12 protein-coding genes are annotated in these 15,866 nt (G+C 68.1%); 6 read left to right on the top strand and 6 right to left on the bottom strand.

Features of this window, described 5'->3' with window-relative positions; genetic code table 11:
- Positions 1–117: 117 nt before the first annotated feature.
- The gene (locus HEP73_RS07385) at positions 118–498 is read right to left on the bottom strand and encodes a hypothetical protein (RefSeq protein ID WP_185822688.1); all 381 of its coding nucleotides are present in this window, start codon (positions 496–498) and stop codon (positions 118–120) included.
- Between the two features lie 358 nt (positions 499–856).
- On the opposite strand from HEP73_RS07385, the gene HEP73_RS07380 reads away from it, so the two are divergent.
- Positions 857–1,726: a pirin family protein gene (locus tag HEP73_RS07380; RefSeq protein ID WP_185822687.1), complete on the top strand. Its 870-nt coding sequence runs from the start codon at positions 857–859 to the stop codon at positions 1,724–1,726.
- A gap of 368 nt (positions 1,727–2,094) precedes the next feature.
- Positions 2,095–2,565 (top strand): hypothetical protein, encoded by a 471-nt coding sequence (locus HEP73_RS07375; protein ID WP_185815814.1) that lies wholly within the window; start codon positions 2,095–2,097, stop codon positions 2,563–2,565.
- Positions 2,566–2,681: 116 nt separating this feature from the next.
- Here HEP73_RS07375 and HEP73_RS07370 read toward each other — a convergent pair whose 3' ends face one another.
- Positions 2,682–3,542 carry a pirin family protein gene (locus HEP73_RS07370; RefSeq protein WP_185822686.1) on the bottom strand — a complete coding sequence of 287 codons (861 nt, stop codon included), beginning with the start codon at positions 3,540–3,542 and terminating at the stop codon, positions 2,682–2,684.
- 497 nt (positions 3,543–4,039) lie between these two features.
- Here HEP73_RS07370 and HEP73_RS07365 point away from each other — a divergent pair, with 497 nt between their 5' ends.
- Both HEP73_RS07365 and HEP73_RS07360 read left to right on the top strand, forming a co-directional pair.
- Complete coding sequence (locus HEP73_RS07365; protein WP_185822685.1) at positions 4,040–6,112, top strand: carbon starvation CstA family protein; 2,073 nt, start codon at positions 4,040–4,042, stop codon at positions 6,110–6,112.
- The gene (locus HEP73_RS07360) at positions 6,112–6,336 is read left to right on the top strand and encodes a YbdD/YjiX family protein (protein WP_064539465.1); all 225 of its coding nucleotides are present in this window, start codon (positions 6,112–6,114) and stop codon (positions 6,334–6,336) included. Before HEP73_RS07365 ends, HEP73_RS07360 begins: the two co-directional genes overlap by 1 nt.
- 346 nt (positions 6,337–6,682) lie before the next feature.
- On the opposite strand, the gene HEP73_RS07355 is transcribed toward HEP73_RS07360, so the two are convergent.
- Positions 6,683–7,369 carry an HAD family hydrolase gene (locus tag HEP73_RS07355; RefSeq protein ID WP_185822684.1) on the bottom strand — a complete coding sequence of 229 codons (687 nt, stop codon included), beginning with the start codon at positions 7,367–7,369 and terminating at the stop codon, positions 6,683–6,685.
- Positions 7,370–7,660: 291 nt separating this feature from the next.
- On the opposite strand from HEP73_RS07355, the gene HEP73_RS07350 reads away from it, so the two are divergent.
- Entirely contained in the window at positions 7,661–8,428 is a 768-nt protein-coding gene (locus HEP73_RS07350; protein ID WP_185822683.1) for an ankyrin repeat domain-containing protein, read from the top strand.
- A gap of 33 nt (positions 8,429–8,461) precedes the next feature.
- Positions 8,462–9,661 carry an XVIPCD domain-containing protein gene (locus HEP73_RS07345; protein WP_185822682.1) on the top strand — a complete coding sequence of 400 codons (1,200 nt, stop codon included), beginning with the start codon at positions 8,462–8,464 and terminating at the stop codon, positions 9,659–9,661.
- Between the two features lie 101 nt (positions 9,662–9,762).
- On the opposite strand, the gene HEP73_RS07340 is transcribed toward HEP73_RS07345, so the two are convergent.
- The 3 genes from HEP73_RS07340 to HEP73_RS07330 all read right to left on the bottom strand — a co-directional run bounded on the left by HEP73_RS07340 (position 9,763) and on the right by HEP73_RS07330 (position 15,435).
- Positions 9,763–10,992, bottom strand: a complete 1,230-nt coding sequence (locus tag HEP73_RS07340; protein ID WP_185822681.1) for a DUF819 family protein — start codon at positions 10,990–10,992, stop codon at positions 9,763–9,765.
- A 189-nt stretch (positions 10,993–11,181) separates the two neighbouring features.
- Positions 11,182–13,251: an alpha/beta hydrolase family protein gene (locus HEP73_RS07335; protein WP_185822680.1), complete on the bottom strand. Its 2,070-nt coding sequence runs from the start codon at positions 13,249–13,251 to the stop codon at positions 11,182–11,184.
- Between the two features lie 219 nt (positions 13,252–13,470).
- Positions 13,471–15,435: an OPT family oligopeptide transporter gene (locus HEP73_RS07330; protein ID WP_185822679.1), complete on the bottom strand. Its 1,965-nt coding sequence runs from the start codon at positions 15,433–15,435 to the stop codon at positions 13,471–13,473.
- Positions 15,436–15,866: the final 431 nt, after the last annotated feature.

The raw sequence follows: 15,866 nt of genomic DNA, 5'->3' as shown, positions 1-15,866 counted from the left end.
ATCGAGCGCCGCCCATGCGGCGCGCGGCGGCGGCAAGCACGACCTGCAGCAGCGCGATGCGATATGCCGCCGGCCACGCGGCGATCGCGCGTGGCCGGCGACAGGTATCGCTGGCGGCTAGCGGTTGCCGACGTTGATCCCGCCGTTGACGATCTGGATGTACATGCCGGCCGGGCGTGCGCGCGCCAGGAATTGGCGGTTGACGCCGGCCAGGCCGGTTCCGCCGGCACAATCGGCCGAACTCATACCGATCACGGTGTAACGAATATTGGTACGCAGCGTCGGGCCGGCGACGCGGCCGCCGTTGTTGACCGGATAGCATCCGCTGCCCTGCCCGCCCGACACCCACAACGCCTTGGCGCTCCACAGGGAGTTGATGATCACGGTGGGGACGTTGATGTCGGCGCTTTGCGCCTGCGCCGGCACGGCGGCAAACGCCGCCATCGCCATCGACAGCACGGCGGCGACGGTGTTGCTGGATTTCGACGAACGGATCATCAGCTTGTTCTCGCTTGTTGGGGAACGGATGCAGCGAGCGCGCTGCAACGCTGCGGCCAGGACGGTCCCGGCCGGCAGCGCCCGATTATTCCGGTTCGCTGTCGATAATTTCACCGCAAGTTACAAATTTGCAGACAAAAAACGCGCGCCCTCTCGCACTATGCGATTTCGCTTGTCTGGCATACCCACTACGCATGCCGTTAGCGGTGAGGCGCCGGCGCAGCCTTGTGCGGCATCGCCCCCACGCGGCGCAGTAAACACTCCGGTCCGGGACAGTCCGTCTTGCTGTGACGCTCCCACTTCGGCCATCGCGCATGCGAAGCTCGTGCCCCTTGTTCCCAACTCCGCGAGGCCGCGCATGCCCACCCTGATCGCTCCCCGCGTCCACGACATCGGCGGCTTCGAAGTGCGCCGCGCGGTGCCCAGCCTGCAGGCGCGCAGCGTCGGCCCGTTCGTGTTCATCGACCACATGGGCCCGGCGATCTTCGAACCCGGCCGTGGCGTGGACGTGCGCCCGCATCCGCATATCGGCCTGGCCACAGTGACCTTCCTGTGGTCCGGCGAAATCGGCCATCGCGACACGCTCGGTTCGGACCAGGTGATCCGCGCCGGCGACGTCAACTGGATGACCGCCGGCCGCGGCATCGCCCATTCCGAGCGCACGCCCACGCCGCTGCGCGCGCAGCCGCATCCGCTGCACGGCATGCAGACCTGGGTGGCGCTGCCGAAGTCGGCCGAGGAAACCGCGCCGGCGTTCTACCACCACGCCGCCGCCAGCCTGCCGCAGCAGCGCCGCGACGGAGTGTGGCTGCGGGTGATCGCCGGCCGCGCCTACGGCGAGGAATCGCCGGTCAAGGTGTTCGCCGACACGCTGAACGTGGCGCTGGACCTGGACGCGGAAGCGGAGATCGACCTGGACACGGGCCACGTGCAGCGCTCGCTTTACGTGCTGGAAGGCGAGGCGCAACTGGACGGCGTGGACATCCCCGCGCGCTACCTGGTGCTGCCCGAAGCCGGCGCGCGCGGACGCTTGCGCGCCAAGACCCCGCTGAAGGCGATGCTGATGGGCGGCGAGCCGCTGGACGGGCCGCGCCACCTGTGGTGGAACTTCGTGTCCAGCTCCACCGAGCGCATCGAGCAGGCCAAGCGCGACTGGCAAGAGGGCCGCTTCGGCCTGATCCCCGGCGACGACCAGGAATTCATCCCGCTGCCCGAACCGAGCAAGTAACGCCTGCCGGCGCGATCGGCTTGATTCGGCCGCAGTGTCGCGTGGCGTCGCGGCATCCCCTGCTTCAACGCGGCACGGGCGCCGCAGCGGCGAGCGGCCGCTGACCGCGTTCAGGCGAGCGCCTCCCGCGCCAGCGCCAGATCGTGGGATTTCGATCCGCATTCCAATTGTCAAGTGCCGCCAGCTGGGCTATGGTTCGGGACAGCGGCCGGGGCAACTGCAGCCGCACACCGGGACACGCATTGCGTAGGGGTATGCACTGCACGCGGATCCCGCAAAGGAATGAGGGTGACGTGCCGTGCGGCCTGCGTCGGCGTGCGCTGAAGATCGATACCGTCGCGGCGCGACGGTGCATGGGGACATCGCGAATGAGGGTTGCAAACTGGCTCACCGGCCTGTCGGTCCTGCCTGCCGTGCTGGCGGCGGCCACGGCCATGGCGCAACAGGCGCAGAACTGTCCGCAACTGCCGCCGCAGTCCAAGCTGCAGTGGAGCGAGCGCAGCGACAAGGGCTTCATCGTGTGCCGCGCGACGGCCGCCGACGGCCGCCAGGTGCTCGGCATGATGCTGACCTCGCGCGACCCGAACATCCCGCTGGCGCGCAACCTGCGCGAAGAGAAAGGCAGCATCGCCGGCGAGAGCATGCATTGGTACCGGCCCGATCTGGGCGGAGTCGATGCGCCGGGCCTGGCCTCGCGCCGGGTCACCGTGGTCGAGCTGGGCAAGGACCACTACGCCCAGGTCTGGATCGATGCCGGCGACGTGCAGGAACTGCAATCGCTGCAGTCGCTGGTGCAGGGACTGGACATGCGCCCGACCAGCGTGGCGCTGGATCGCTGAGTCGACGAAGCCCTTGTAGGAGCGGCTTCAGCCGCGACAGACTCTACGGATAGAACCTGTCGCGGCTGAAGCCGCTCCTACAGGGTTCATGGGGTGTCGACCGCCACCCCAACCCGCTAGAACCGCCCTTCCTGGAAATCCACGAAGGCCTGCATCAGCTCCTCGCGCGTGTTCATCACGAACGGCCCGTGCCGCGCCACCGGCTCGCGCAGCGGGCGGCCGGCGACCAGGATCAGCCGTGCGCCCGCCGTTCCGGCCTGCAACTGCAGCAGGTCGCCGCCGCCGAGCACGGCCAGGGTCTGCGCCGGCAGCTCGCGCGCGGCCTCGCCCTCGCCCAGCGTCGCGGCGCCCTCGTAGGCGTAGGCGAACGCGTTGTGCCCGGCCGGCAGCAGGGAGTCCCAGCGCGCGTCCGCATCCAGCGCGATGTCCAGATACAGCGGATCGGTGGCCGGCTGCGCGATCGGCCCGTGCACGTCGCCGACCTGGCCGGCGATCACCTTGACCGTCACCCCAGGCGCCGGATGCGCCAGCGGGATGCGCTCGGGCGCGAACTCCTGGTAGCGCGGCGCGGTCATTTTGTCGCGCGCCGGCAGGTTCACCCACAGCTGGAAGCCGCGCATGCGCCCGGACTCCTGTTCCGGCATCTCCGAATGCACCAGGCCGCGACCAGCGGTCATCCACTGCACGCTGCCCGGGGTCAGCAGGCCTTCGTTGCCATGGTTGTCCTTGTGCCGCATGCGCCCGTCGAGCATGTAGGTGACGGTCTCGAAACCGCGGTGCGGATGGCTGGGGAAACCGCCGATGTAGTCCTCGGCGCGGTCGGTGCCGAATTCGTCGAGCAGCAGGAACGGGTCCAGCTCGGGCAGCTCGGCACCGCCGATGACGCGGGTCAGCCGGACCCCGTCGCCGTCGGCGGTGGCGCGGCCACGGATGGTGCGCGCGATGCGCGCGGGGGCGGCGGTGAGGGTGTCGGTCATGCAGGCGATCTCCTGGTGAAGCACCGAATATGGGCGTGCCGCTGCCGGCGGCCAATCGCGATGCGCGCAACCCATCGTTCCATCGCGGGGGGGCCAGCAGTTGCTCCCTTCTCCCCTCGGGACCATGGCCCCCTTGGTCCGGGCGCAGCCTCGTGCACCCAAACTCCACGAGACGCTTCGCGCCGTACCCTCACCCCAACCCCTCTCCCTATGGGAGAGGGGCTACGGCTGTTCCTTCTCCCACCGGGACCATGGCCCCCTTTTCGGGGGAAGGTGCCCCGCAGGGGCGGATGAGGGTCGGGCGCAGCCTCGTGCAGCGTCCGTTAGCGCAAGCTGGTTTGCGGGGACTTCGCCTCGTACCCTCACCCCAACCCCTCTCCCGGTAGAAGAGGAGCAATTGTCTACGACCAAAGTACTAGGGCCATAACCTGTCCCGGCATTGACCCCCCAGGCCATCGGGGCGAACCTTGCGGGAATCTTGTGGGGGAGCGATCTGCATGAAAGGGTTTTCCAAACTGGCCTGGGCCGCGCTCGCGGTGCTGGCGGCGTTCTGCCTGGGTACCATCGCCCTGCGCCGCGGCGAACACATCAACGCGCTGTGGATCGTGGTCGCCGCGGTCTCGATCTACCTGATCGCGTATCGCTTCTACAGCCTGTTCATCGCCACCAAGGTGATGCAACTGGACCCCACCCGGGCCACGCCCGCCGTGCTCAACAACGACGGCCTGGATTACGTGCCGACCAACAAGCACGTGCTGTTCGGCCACCACTTCGCCGCCATCGCCGGCGCCGGACCGCTGGTCGGCCCGGTGCTCGCCGCACAGATGGGCTACCTGCCCGGGTTGCTGTGGCTGGTGGTCGGCGTGGTGTTCGCCGGCGCGGTGCAGGACTTCGTGGTGCTGTTCCTGTCCAGCCGCCGCAACGGCCGCTCGCTCGGCGACCTGGTGCGCGAGGAGATGGGCCAGGTGCCCGGCACCATCGCCCTGTTCGGCGCGTTCCTGATCATGATCATCATCCTGGCGGTGCTGGCGATGGTGGTGGTCAAGGCGCTGGCGGAAAGTCCGTGGGGCATGTTCACGGTGATCGCGACGATGCCGATCGCGATCATGATGGGCGTGTATATGCGCTACATCCGCCCCGGCAAGATCGGCGAGATCTCGGTGGTCGGGCTGATCCTGCTGCTGGCCGCGATCTGGTTCGGCGGCAGGGTCGCCGCCGATCCGACCTGGGGCCCGGCCTTCACTTTCACCGACGTGCAGATCACCTGGATGCTGATCGGCTACGGCTTCGTCGCCTCGGTGCTGCCGGTGTGGCTGCTGCTGGCGCCGCGCGACTACCTGTCCACCTTCCTCAAGATCGGCACCATCATCGCCCTAGCCATCGGCATCCTGGTGGTCATGCCCGACCTGAAGATGCCGGCGCTGACCCAGTACGCACACAACGGCATGGGCCCGGTGTGGACCGGCGGCATCTTCCCGTTCCTGTTCATCACCATCGCCTGCGGTGCGGTGTCCGGTTTCCATGCGCTGATCTCCTCCGGCACCACCCCCAAGCTGCTCGCCAACGAAGGCCACATGCGCTACATCGGCTACGGCGGCATGCTGATGGAGTCGTTCGTCGCGGTGATGGCGCTGGTCGCCGCCTCGATCATCGAACCGGGCGTGTATTTCGCGATGAACGCGCCGGCCTCGATGGTCGGCAGCGACGTGGTCGCGGTCGCGGCCAAGGTCAGCGAATGGGGCTTCGCGATCACTCCCGAGGTGCTCGAGGCCACCGCGCGCGACATCGGTGAGACCACCATCCTGGCCCGCGCCGGCGGCGCCCCGACCCTGGCGGTGGGCATCGCGCAGATCCTGCACCAGTTGCTGCCGGGCGAGGACATGATGGCGTTCTGGTACCACTTCGCGATCCTGTTCGAGGCGCTGTTCATCCTCACCGCGGTCGACGCCGGCACCCGCGCCGGACGCTTCATGCTGCAGGACCTGCTCGGCAACTTCGTGCCGGCGCTGAAGCGGACCGAGTCGTGGGCCGCCAACATCGTCGCCACCGGCGGCTGCGTGGCGCTGTGGGGCTACCTGCTGTACACCGGGGTCAAGGATCCGTACGGCGGCATCCGCACGCTGTGGCCGCTGTTCGGCATCTCCAACCAGATGCTCGCCGGCATCGCGCTGATGCTGGGCACGGTGGTGCTGTTCAAGATGAAGCGCGACCGCTACGCCTGGGTCACCATCGTGCCGGCGCTGTGGCTGCTGATCTGCACCACCTACGCCGGGCTGATCAAGATCTTCGACCCGAATCCGGCGCAGGGCTTCCTGGCGCAAGCGCACAAGTTCCAGGACGCGATCGCCAGCGGCACCATCACCGCGCCGGCCAAGACTTTGCCGCAGATGCAGCAGATCGTCACCAACGCCTACGTCAACACCGGGCTGACCGCGCTGTTCCTGTTCGTGGTGTTCTCGATCCTGATCTACTCGGTCAAGACCATCCTCGCCGCGCGCCGCAACCCGCAGCGCAGCGACAAGGAAACCGCATACGTGGCGCTGCAGCCGCACCAGATGGCGGACGTGTGATGAGCAACGACCTGGTTCCGGTCGGGCAATACCAGGCGCACCGCCGGCTGTGGCGGCGCCTGGTGCAGACCGCGCGGCTGTGCTGCGGCATTCCCGACTACGACAACTACGTGCGCCACGTGCTGGAGAAACATCCCGACCGGCAACCGATGGACTACAAGACCTTCTTCCGCGAGCGCCAGGAAGCACGCTATGGCGGCAAGAGCGGGTTTCGTTGTTGTTGAAAGGCCGGGATGACCAGCCATTCGGCTGTGGAAAGCCGGGATTGGGGATTTGGGATTGGCAAAGGCGGCAGCGCGGTGCCCGAGGGCATCGCGGCTGCGGAAGGCACGCCATGACGCTCCGGTGCGTAAGCGCGCACTCCGACATGCTTTGAACACGCGCCACCCCATGTAGGAGCGGCTTCAGCCGCGACAGGCAGCACGAAGAAGACACGCACCACGAATGGCGAGACGCTGTCCGGAGCGACTCTCGCCGTCCGCGACGCTACGCGAAGGCTCCAGCGAGCGGACAGCCCCGGCTGTGCGCTTTTGCGTCGCCACACCCGGCAGCGCGACCTCCCGATCGAAACTACGCCGCCGCCGCGCGCACCAGTTCCGCGTAGACCTGCGGCAACTGCCGCATGTGCTCCATCACCGCCGCCACGCCGAGTTGGCGCAGGGTGTCGGCATGGCCCGGCGGGATATGCGCCGCGCCGGTGAAACCGATCACGGTCATGCCCGCAGCCAGCGCCGCGCTGGCGCCGGTGACGCTGTCCTCGATCACCAGGCAACGCGGCGGCGCCGCACCCAGCGTGTGTGCGGCCAGCAGGTAGACGTCCGGCGCCGGCTTCGGCCGCGCCACCATGTCGGCGCCGAAGATGTGGCCGTTCACCCGTTCGCTCAGCCCAGCGCGCGCCACCGACGCCACCACGCTGTGGCGCAGGCTGTTGGAAGCGACCGCCAGCGGCAGCGGCAACGCCAGCAGCGCCTCGCGGACGCCGTCGATCGGCTGCACCTCGGCGGCGATCAACGCTTCCGAACGCTCGCGGATGTCCTCGAACAGGCCCGGCGGCAGGGTCACCGCGAAATGCCGCTGCACCCGTTCCACGATCTCGTGCGCGGTCTGGCCGAAACTGCCGGCCAGGTAGGCCTCCAGCTCAGCCCGTGGCACGTAGGCGCCCAACGCGTCGAACATGACCCGGTCGGCCAACACCTCGCTGTCGACGAGCACGCCGTCGCAGTCGCTGATCAGCAGGTCGAAAGGGGTCGCGGTCATCGCAAGGGCCTCGGCGGAAACCAGCATTATGCCAAGTTGCGCATGTATGCCGCCTGCGTGCGGCAGCGCCGGCGCGTGCATTTCGCCGCAATTGGGCCATTCCCCGCTCCCGACGCAAAACCTTCGTTTCGGGTCGATCGGCGTTCCACCGCGCGTGGCACGCCATGCAGATCGCGCCAGCGCTGTAACAAAACCTTACCGAACCGGCGCCGGACAGCTGCTAGCATCGGCCACGGTGGCAAGGAACGTCGCCACCGGCAACAGGAACGCGAACAGGAAAAGGAGCCCTCCATGCGCAAGCAGTTCCCCGCCCTGATCGCACTTGCGACCTCGATGTCCATCTCGGTCTCATGCGCCGCCTCGCCCGGCGCCAAGGAGCAATCTGCCATGTCAGCCACGCTGCAGGATCACTCGGTCGCGTTCCGCGATCCCCATCTCGCCGACATCGCCGCCGCCGTCGCGCGCGGCGATGCCGCCCGCATCGCCGCGCTCGCGCCCGGCGTGGACCTGTCCGCGCACGGCGACCAGAACGTCACCCTGCTCGAATATGCGATCTGGAACGAACAGCCGCGCGCGCTCGGCGCCTTGCTGGACGCCGGCGCCAATCCGGCCGAACCGGGCATGGACCAGGAAACCGTGGTGCACATGGCGGCGATGGCCAAGGATCCGCAATACCTGAAGATCCTGCTGCAGCATGGCGCGCCGGTGGATCCGGTCAGCGCGCGCGGCAACTGGACGCCGCTGTTCCGCGCGCTGCAGAGCAAGCGCGACGAGCAGATCCAGCTGCTGCTGCAGGCCGGCGCCGATCCGCACCGGGTCGATGCCAGCGGCAACTCGCTGCTGCACCTGGCCGCGCAGAGCAGCGCCGGCAACCCGTGGGTGCTGAAACTGCTGCAGGCCGGGGTCGATCCGGGCCTGCGCAACGCGCAGCAGAAGACCTTCCAGGCGTACTTCTTCACTACGCCCGAGCGCCTGCTCAACAGTACCGCGCAGCAGACCCGCGCCGCGGTACGCGACTGGTTGAGCGCCCACGACATCCCCCTGGAAGCGGCCCGCTGAGGCGGCTGTTCGCACACACGCAAGGAACCGCGCATGAGCCAGAACGATCTCCCCGACAACGCCGCGTCCGCCCCCTTCGCAGAGGCCGTTCGCGGCCAGCAGCCGCAGGCGGTGGACACGCAACTTCCCACCCTGCTGCAGGATCTCTACAGCACGGCCGACCAGCGCCGCGCCGGCGGCGCTGAAAGCTTCGCGGCGCTGCCCGACGGCTGGACCCGCCTGGACGACGGCGCGGTGCAGCGCGCCGGCATCGATCCGAGCATGCTGCACGACGCCAAGAGCGGCTTCGACGCCGCGTTCTACCGCAACGAACAGGGCAACGTGGTGCTGGCGTTCTGCGGCACCGACGAAGGCAAGGACTGGAAGCACAACATCGGCCAGGGCCTGGGCTTTGCCGACGCGCAGTACGCCTCGGCGATCCAGCTCGGCAGCCAGGCCAAGCAGGCGTTCGGCCAGGACCTGATGATCTCCGGGCATTCGCTCGGCGGCGGCCTGGCCGCGGCCTCGGCGATGGTCAACGACGTGCCGGCGGTCACCTACAACGCCGCCGGGGTCAACGACCGCACCCTGGAACGCGAAGGCCTGGACGCATCCGCGGCCAAGGCCTATGCCGCCGACGGCTTGATCCGCGGCTACCACGTCAAGAACGAACTGCTGACCCACCTGCAGGAAGACAGCATCCCGCTGAAATGGGCGATGCCCGATGCCGCCGGCCACCAGATCCAGCTGCCGGACCCCGATCCGCTGTCGTTCGGCCAGCGCCTGGTGCCGGGGATGATGCTCAAGCATCGGCTGGACCTGCACGGCATCGATTCGGTGATCAAGGCGCAGGAACTGGAATCGCAGAGCCACGCGCAGACCCAGGAACGCGCACTGCCGACCGGTAGCCGCTTGTTCAACGACGCGGTGGTGCAGTTGGATGGACAACGCGAGCGGCTCGGCCTGCGCGACGACGCGGCTTTCCTCAATACGGCCGCCAGCGTCGCCGCGCACGCCAGCCACGATGGCCTGAAACAGATCGACCAGTTGGTGCCGAGCCGCGACGGCGACCGCCTGTTCGCGGTACAGGGCCGCGCCGACGATCCGGCGCACCTGCGCAGCCAGGTACAGACCGCGGCCGCGGCCAGCGAACCGGCGCAGGCCAACGTCGGCCAGCTGCAGCAGCAGAACAACCTGCAGGCGAACGTGCCGCAGCAGGAAGAGCAGCAGCGGCGGGTCGCGCTGCAGCAGTAGGCGCCGCAAAAATCCCCTGTAGGAGCGGCTTCAGCCGCGACAGAATGTGTCGGTAAAGCCCGGTCGCGGCTGAAGCCGCTCCTACAGGGTCATGGGGTGCACTACGGCGCGCCCGCCATCGCGCGCAAGGTGATCCCGACCAGGTACGCCAGATAGGTGCCGGTGGCATAACCCATCGTGCCCAGCAGCACGCCGACCGGCGCCAGCGCCGGATGGAACGCCGCGGCCACTACCGGCGCCGAGGCCGGGCCGCCGACGTTGCTCTGCGAGCCGATCGCGAAATAGAAGAACGGCACCCGCAGCAATTTGCCCAGCGCCAGCAACAGCAGGATGTGCACGCACAGCCAGATCAGTCCGAGCAGGAAGATCCACGGGCGGTCGAACAGCGCCAGCAGGTCCATCTGCATGCCAATGCAGGCGATCAGGAAATACAGCAGCAGCGAGCCGATGCGCGACGCGCCGGCGCCCTCCAGCGTGCGTGCGCGGGTGAAGCTGAGCAGCAGGCCGATCGTGGTCGACAGCACCACCACCCATACGAACGGCGAGCCGAGGCTGAACTGCTTGGCCCAGGCGACGTTGGCCGCGAACCAGGCCGCGGTCGGCACCGCGATCGCGTGCGCCAGGCCCACCGCACCGAACGCGAGACCGACGATCAGCATCAGGTCGGTCAGGCTGGCGACGCGTTCGTGCTGCGCCTGGAACTGCGCGATGCGCTGTTTGAGATCGTCGATACCGCGGGTGTCGGCGCCGCTGCGCGCATCGATCGCCGCCGCGCGCGGGGCCAGGAAGATCAGCAAGGCCATCCACACGTAACCGACGCCGACATCGACCACCGCGAACTGGCCGAAGGTGGTGGCATCGACGTTGAACACTTCGCGCATCGCCAGCATGTTGGCGCCGCCGCCGATCCAGCTGCCGGCCAGTGCGGCCATGCCGGCCCAGGTATCGCCGGCCACTGTGGCCGGATGTAGCCATTTCATCAGCTGGAACGCGACCACCGCGCCGAGCATGATGCTGAAGGACGCGCCCAGGTACATCGCCACCAGCTTCGGCCCCAGGCGCAGGATGCCTTTCAGGTCGACGGTGAGCGTCAGCAGCACCAACGCCGCCGGCAGCAGCACGTCGCGCGCGACCGGGTCGTACAGGCGGTTGTGCTGCCCGTCGATCAGCCCGACGGTGTTGTAGATGCCGGGAATCAGGTAGCACAGCAGCAGCGCCGGCACCACGCTGTAGAAGCGCTTCCAGAATCCATGCGGCCGCGCCGCGGTCCAGAACACCGCGCCGAGCGTGGCCGCGATCAGGCCGAAGATGACGATGTCGTTGTGGATCATTGGGAAGTCGAGACTCGGGACAGGGGACTCGGGACTCGTAGAAGCACAGCCGAACGGCGCGAACTCGAGCGCCGCGCAATCGATCGACATCGCGGATGGAATGGCTCACTCATACGTGAGACCCGTCCCGAGTCCCGAGTCCCGAGTCCCGAGTCCCGAGTCCCGAGTCCCGAGTCCCGAGTCCCGATTTCATTCCCCGATATGCTGCTTCAACCACCCATTGACCGTGTCGTGCCACAGGATGCTGTTCTGCGGCTTCAGCACCCAGTGGTTCTCGTCCGGGAAGTACAGGAATTTCGACTCGATGCCCTTGCGCTGCAGCGCGCTGAACGCGGCCAGGCCCTGCTCCACCGGGATACGGAAATCCTGCTGGCCGTGGATCACCAGCATCGGCACCTTCCACTTGTCCACGTGCAGCACCGGGTTGAACTTCTCGTAGCCGGCCGGGTTCTGCCACGGCGTGCCGCCGTTCTCCCACTCGCTGAACCACAGTTCCTCGGTGGCGTAACCCATCGTGCGGTTGTCGAACACGCCGTCGTGATCGACCAGGCACTTCCACGGCTGATTCCAGTTGCCGGCCATCCAGTACACCATGTAGCCGCCGTAGCTGGCGCCGAGCGCGCAGGCCTTGTCGCCGTCGAGGAACTTGTACTGCTGCTGCGCCGCGGCCCAGCCCTTCTGCAGGTCTTCCAGCGGACGGTCGCCCCAGTGCTGGCTGATCGCATCGGTGAACGCCTGGCCGTAGCCGGTGGAACCGTGGAAATCGATCATCACCACCGCGTAGCCCTGGCCGGCATAGGTCTGCGGATTCCAGCGGTTGCTCCAGCCGTTGCCGAAGCTGCCCTGCGGGCCGCCGTGGATCAGGAACGCGACCGGATAGGTCTTGCCGGGCTGGTAGTTGTACGGCTTGACCACGTAGCCGTGCACGGTCTCGCCGTTCCAGCCCTTGAACTGGAACTGCTCGTAGTCGCCGAAGGCCACGTCCGGCAGCTGTTCGCCGGCGCTGGCGGTGATCGCGCGCGGATGCTGGCCGTCGGCGTCGGCGACGAACACCTGGTCGCCGCTCTTGAGGCTGTTGCGGGTGAAGGCCAGCGTGCTGCCGGCCAGCACTGGCGCGCCGACGCTGCCGCCATCGACCACGCTGCGGACCTTGCCGCTGGCGACATCCACCGCGAACAGCGGATGCTGGCCGAGGTCGTCGGCGGTGGTGTACACGGTGGCGCCGTCGGCCGAGGGCACGATCTCGCCGGCCGAACGGTCCCACTGCGGCGCGATTTCGCGGGTCTTGCCGCTGGCCACGTCCATCGCCATCAGGCCGAAGCGGTCGGCTTCGAATCCGGGGCGCTTCATCGCGCGGTAGTACAGGGTCTTGCCGTCGGCGGAGAACACCGGGCCGGCGTCCCAGGCCGGGTTGGCCGCGGTCAGGTTGACCGGCGCGGCCTTGCCCGCCGCGTCCAGCCGGTACAGGTCGAAGTTGGTCGACCACGGCTCCTCGCGCCCGGCCAGGCGCACGCTGGCGACCAGCGACTGCCCGTCCGGCGCCCAGGTGTAGTCCTCGCTGCCGCCGAACGGCTTGGACGGAATGTCGCCGGCCAGGGTCGCGCTGATCGCCGAGGCGCCGACCACCGGCTTGGCCTTGGCGTCGCCGGGCAGCGGTGCCACGAACAGGCTGTTGCGACGGCCGTCGTTCCAGGTGTCCCAGTGGCGCACGAACAACTGGTCGAACACCACGCCGCTGGCCTTGGCGTTCTTCTTCGCATCCAGCCGCTTCTGCGTGCAGGCCAAGTCGGAACCGCAGTCCTGGAACACGCCGGCACTGAAGGCGACGCGGTCGCCCTGCGGCGCGATGCGGTAGCTGTCCACATCCAGCGCGAAATCGGTGAGCTGGCGCGGCGCGCCGCCGGCCAGCGGCAGCGCGTACAGCTGCTGGCGGCCGGACTTGGCGCTGAGGAAGTACACGGTCTTGCCGTCGGCCGACAGTTCCGGCGAATTGACGTTCCAGCCGTCCGGGGTCAGCCGCTTCGGCGGCGCCGCATCGCGGGTGCGCAGGTTGCGCAGCCACAGCCCGGTGCTGGCCTTGTCGCTGGCCTTGTCCACTTGCCGCTTGGCGAAGATCACCGTGCCGCCATCGGGTGTCAGCAGCGGCGAGGACACCCGGTCCAGCGCCACCATGTCGCGGACGTCGAAACCGCGGGGCGCCGCCAGCGCAGGCAGCGCGGTCAGCAGGCACAGGGGCAGCAAGGCGTAGCGCAAGGTCATCGGGCGTCTCCGGAATACGGCAAAACGTCGATGGTAGGCGCGCGGGTGGGCGTGGCGCAAAGGCATGAAGTCATGGAGGGGCCGGGATTTGGGATTCGGGATTGGGGACTGGGGATTCGTGAAAGCGATGTGGCTGCGGGTTTGATCGCTTGATGGTGCTGCAAACAAGAAACCCGGCGCGGGGCCGGGCTTCTTGTAGTGCTTGGCGGGTGACTGCGCTTACGCCGACGGCGGCAGCGTTGCAGTGGGTTCGCCCTTCTTGCCGGTGCGGTACAGCAGCCAGCCGACGAAGGCGAGCAGGACCAGGCCGTACCACTGGTTCAGATGGAACGCTGCGGGCAACGCCAGCACGTCGGCGTGGCCGGAGACCACGATCGGCACGGCGATGGCGATGCCCATCAGCGCCTCGCCGGTGATCAGGCCGGCGGCGAACAGCGTGCCCGGACGGTGCACGCGGTCGCGGCCTTCCTCGTCGTCGGCGCGGATCTTGTGGAAGCGCTCGACCAGATAGGTGATCAGGCCGCCGAGGAAGATCGGCACCATCAGTTCCAGCGGCAGGTAGATGCCGATCGCCGCGGCCAGCACCGGCACGCGGAAGCGCTTGCCGGTGCGCTTGAGCCACTCGTCCAGGGCGATGATCGCTGCGCCGACGCCGGCGCCGATGGCGATCATCGTCCACGGCAGTTCGCCGCCGAACAGGCCCTTGGCCACCGATGCCATCAGCGTCGCCTGCGGCGCGGCCAATGAGTTCGGATGCTCCGGCGTCGCCGCACCGATGCCGTAGGCCTGGGCCAGCAGGTTCAGCACCGGGGCCATGATCAAGGCGCAGGAGAACGCGCCGATGGCCAGCATCAGCTGCTGCTTCCACGGCGTGGCGCCGACCAGGTAGCCGGCCTTCAGATCCTGCAGATTGTCGCCGCCCACCGCTGCAGCGCAGCACACCACTGCGCCGATCATGATCGCGGCGACCGCGCCGATCGGCGAGTCGCGCCCGAGCAGCAGCACCAGCACCGCCGAGGCGAACAGGATGGTGGAGATGGTGATGCCCGACACCGGATTGTTCGACGAGCCGATCAGGCCGGCCAGGTAGCCGGACACCGACACGAACAGGAAGCCGGCGACGATCATGATCAAGGTCATCGGGATACTGACGTGCCACTGCCCGACGATCGCCTGGTACAGGCCCAGCAGCGGCAGCGTGCACAGCAGCAGCACCACCAGCATCCACTTCATTGGCAGGTCGCGATCGGTCTCGGCCACCACGGTGCCGGCGGTGCTCTTGCGCGCGGCGGCGAAGCCGCTCTTGACCCCGGACAGCAGCGACTTACGCAGCGAGAACAGCGTCCACACGCCGCCGATCAGCATCGCGCCCACGCCCAAGTAGCGCACCTTGGCCGCCCAGATGCCGAACGCGGCCTCGGCCGCCGGCGCGGTGGCCAGGCTCTGCGCCAGCGCCGGATCGGAGTTCATGAAGAACTGCTGGTACAGCGGAATGGCGATGTGCCAGGACAGGATCGAACCGGACAGCACCACGATGCCGACGTTGAGTCCGACGATGTAGCCGACGCCGAGCAGCGCCGGCGACAGGTTGGTGCCGACGTAGCCGACCAGCTTGCTGCTGCCCAGGTAAGTGGCCTGCGCCCAGGTATCGGGAATCACTTTCAGGCCGCTGGCCGCGGCCAGCTTGACCAGTCCGCCGATGGTTGCCGACAGCGCCAGGATCTTCAGCCCCGGCCCGGGATTCTCGCCGGCCTTGAGCACTTCGGCCGCGGCCTTGCCCTCGGGGAACGGCAGCGGATCCTCGACGATCATCGAGCGCCGCAGCGGCACCGAGAACAGCACCCCGAGCAGGCCGCCCATGCCGGCGATGCCGAGCACCCACCAGTACTTGAAGTCCGGCCAGTAGCCCATGATCACCAGCGCCGGGATGGTGAAGATCACCCCCGCCGCGATCGACGAACCGGCCGAGGCGCCGGTCTGCACGATGTTGTTCTCCAAGATGGTGCCGCCGCCGAGCAGGCGCAGCACGCCCATCGACACCACCGCGGCCGGGATCGCGGTGGCGATGGTCAGGCCGGCGAACAGCCCCAGGTAGGCATTGGCGGCCGACAGCACGACGGCCAGCACGATCGCCAGCACGACCGCGCGGAAAGTGAGCTGACGCGGCGCAGCAGCGTTGTTCATGGTTACCCCTGAAACGACAAAAACGTTTTCCACGCTAGCGTCTGGGGCTAGGCAAGTCCAGCGTCCCGGCACCCAGCTTGTGGCACATGCCTTGGAGGCGGGGATTTGGGATTTGGGATTCGCAAATGCAGCGGCGTCCCTGTGGCCGATGGTGTCAGCCCCTCTCCCATCGGGAGAGGGGTTGGGGTGAGGGTACGGGGCGAAGCCTCGCGCTGTGTCGATCCCATGAGGCTGCGCCCGGACCCTCATCCGCCCCTTCGGGGCACCTTCTCCCGATGGGAGAAGGATCAGCGATAGCCCCTCTCCCCTCGGGAGGGGGTTGGGGTGAGGGTACGGGGCGAAGCCTCGCACCGTGTCGATCTCACGAGGCTGCGCCCGTACCCTCATCCGCCCCTTCGGGGCACCTTCTCCCGAGGGAGAAGGAACCGCGA

Source organism: Xanthomonas sp. GW, assembly GCF_014236815.1.
Lineage (GTDB): Bacteria > Pseudomonadota > Gammaproteobacteria > Xanthomonadales > Xanthomonadaceae > Xanthomonas_A.
Note: the sequence above shows the minus strand (reverse complement) of the source record. Positions and strands in the feature narration are given on the sequence as shown.

Coding starts and splice junctions, on each gene's coding strand:
- HEP73_RS07385 (WP_185822688.1), bottom strand. CDS start 498: ATGATCCGTTCGTCGAAATCCAGCAACACCGTCGCCGCCGTGCTGTCG.
- HEP73_RS07380 (WP_185822687.1), top strand. CDS start 857: ATGCCCACCCTGATCGCTCCCCGCGTCCACGACATCGGCGGCTTCGAA.
- HEP73_RS07375 (WP_185815814.1), top strand. CDS start 2,095: ATGAGGGTTGCAAACTGGCTCACCGGCCTGTCGGTCCTGCCTGCCGTG.
- HEP73_RS07370 (WP_185822686.1), bottom strand. CDS start 3,542: ATGACCGACACCCTCACCGCCGCCCCCGCGCGCATCGCGCGCACCATC.
- HEP73_RS07365 (WP_185822685.1), top strand. CDS start 4,040: ATGAAAGGGTTTTCCAAACTGGCCTGGGCCGCGCTCGCGGTGCTGGCG.
- HEP73_RS07360 (WP_064539465.1), top strand. CDS start 6,112: ATGAGCAACGACCTGGTTCCGGTCGGGCAATACCAGGCGCACCGCCGG.
- HEP73_RS07355 (WP_185822684.1), bottom strand. CDS start 7,369: ATGACCGCGACCCCTTTCGACCTGCTGATCAGCGACTGCGACGGCGTG.
- HEP73_RS07350 (WP_185822683.1), top strand. CDS start 7,661: ATGCGCAAGCAGTTCCCCGCCCTGATCGCACTTGCGACCTCGATGTCC.
- HEP73_RS07345 (WP_185822682.1), top strand. CDS start 8,462: ATGAGCCAGAACGATCTCCCCGACAACGCCGCGTCCGCCCCCTTCGCA.
- HEP73_RS07340 (WP_185822681.1), bottom strand. CDS start 10,992: ATGATCCACAACGACATCGTCATCTTCGGCCTGATCGCGGCCACGCTC.
- HEP73_RS07335 (WP_185822680.1), bottom strand. CDS start 13,251: ATGACCTTGCGCTACGCCTTGCTGCCCCTGTGCCTGCTGACCGCGCTG.
- HEP73_RS07330 (WP_185822679.1), bottom strand. CDS start 15,435: ATGAACAACGCTGCTGCGCCGCGTCAGCTCACTTTCCGCGCGGTCGTG.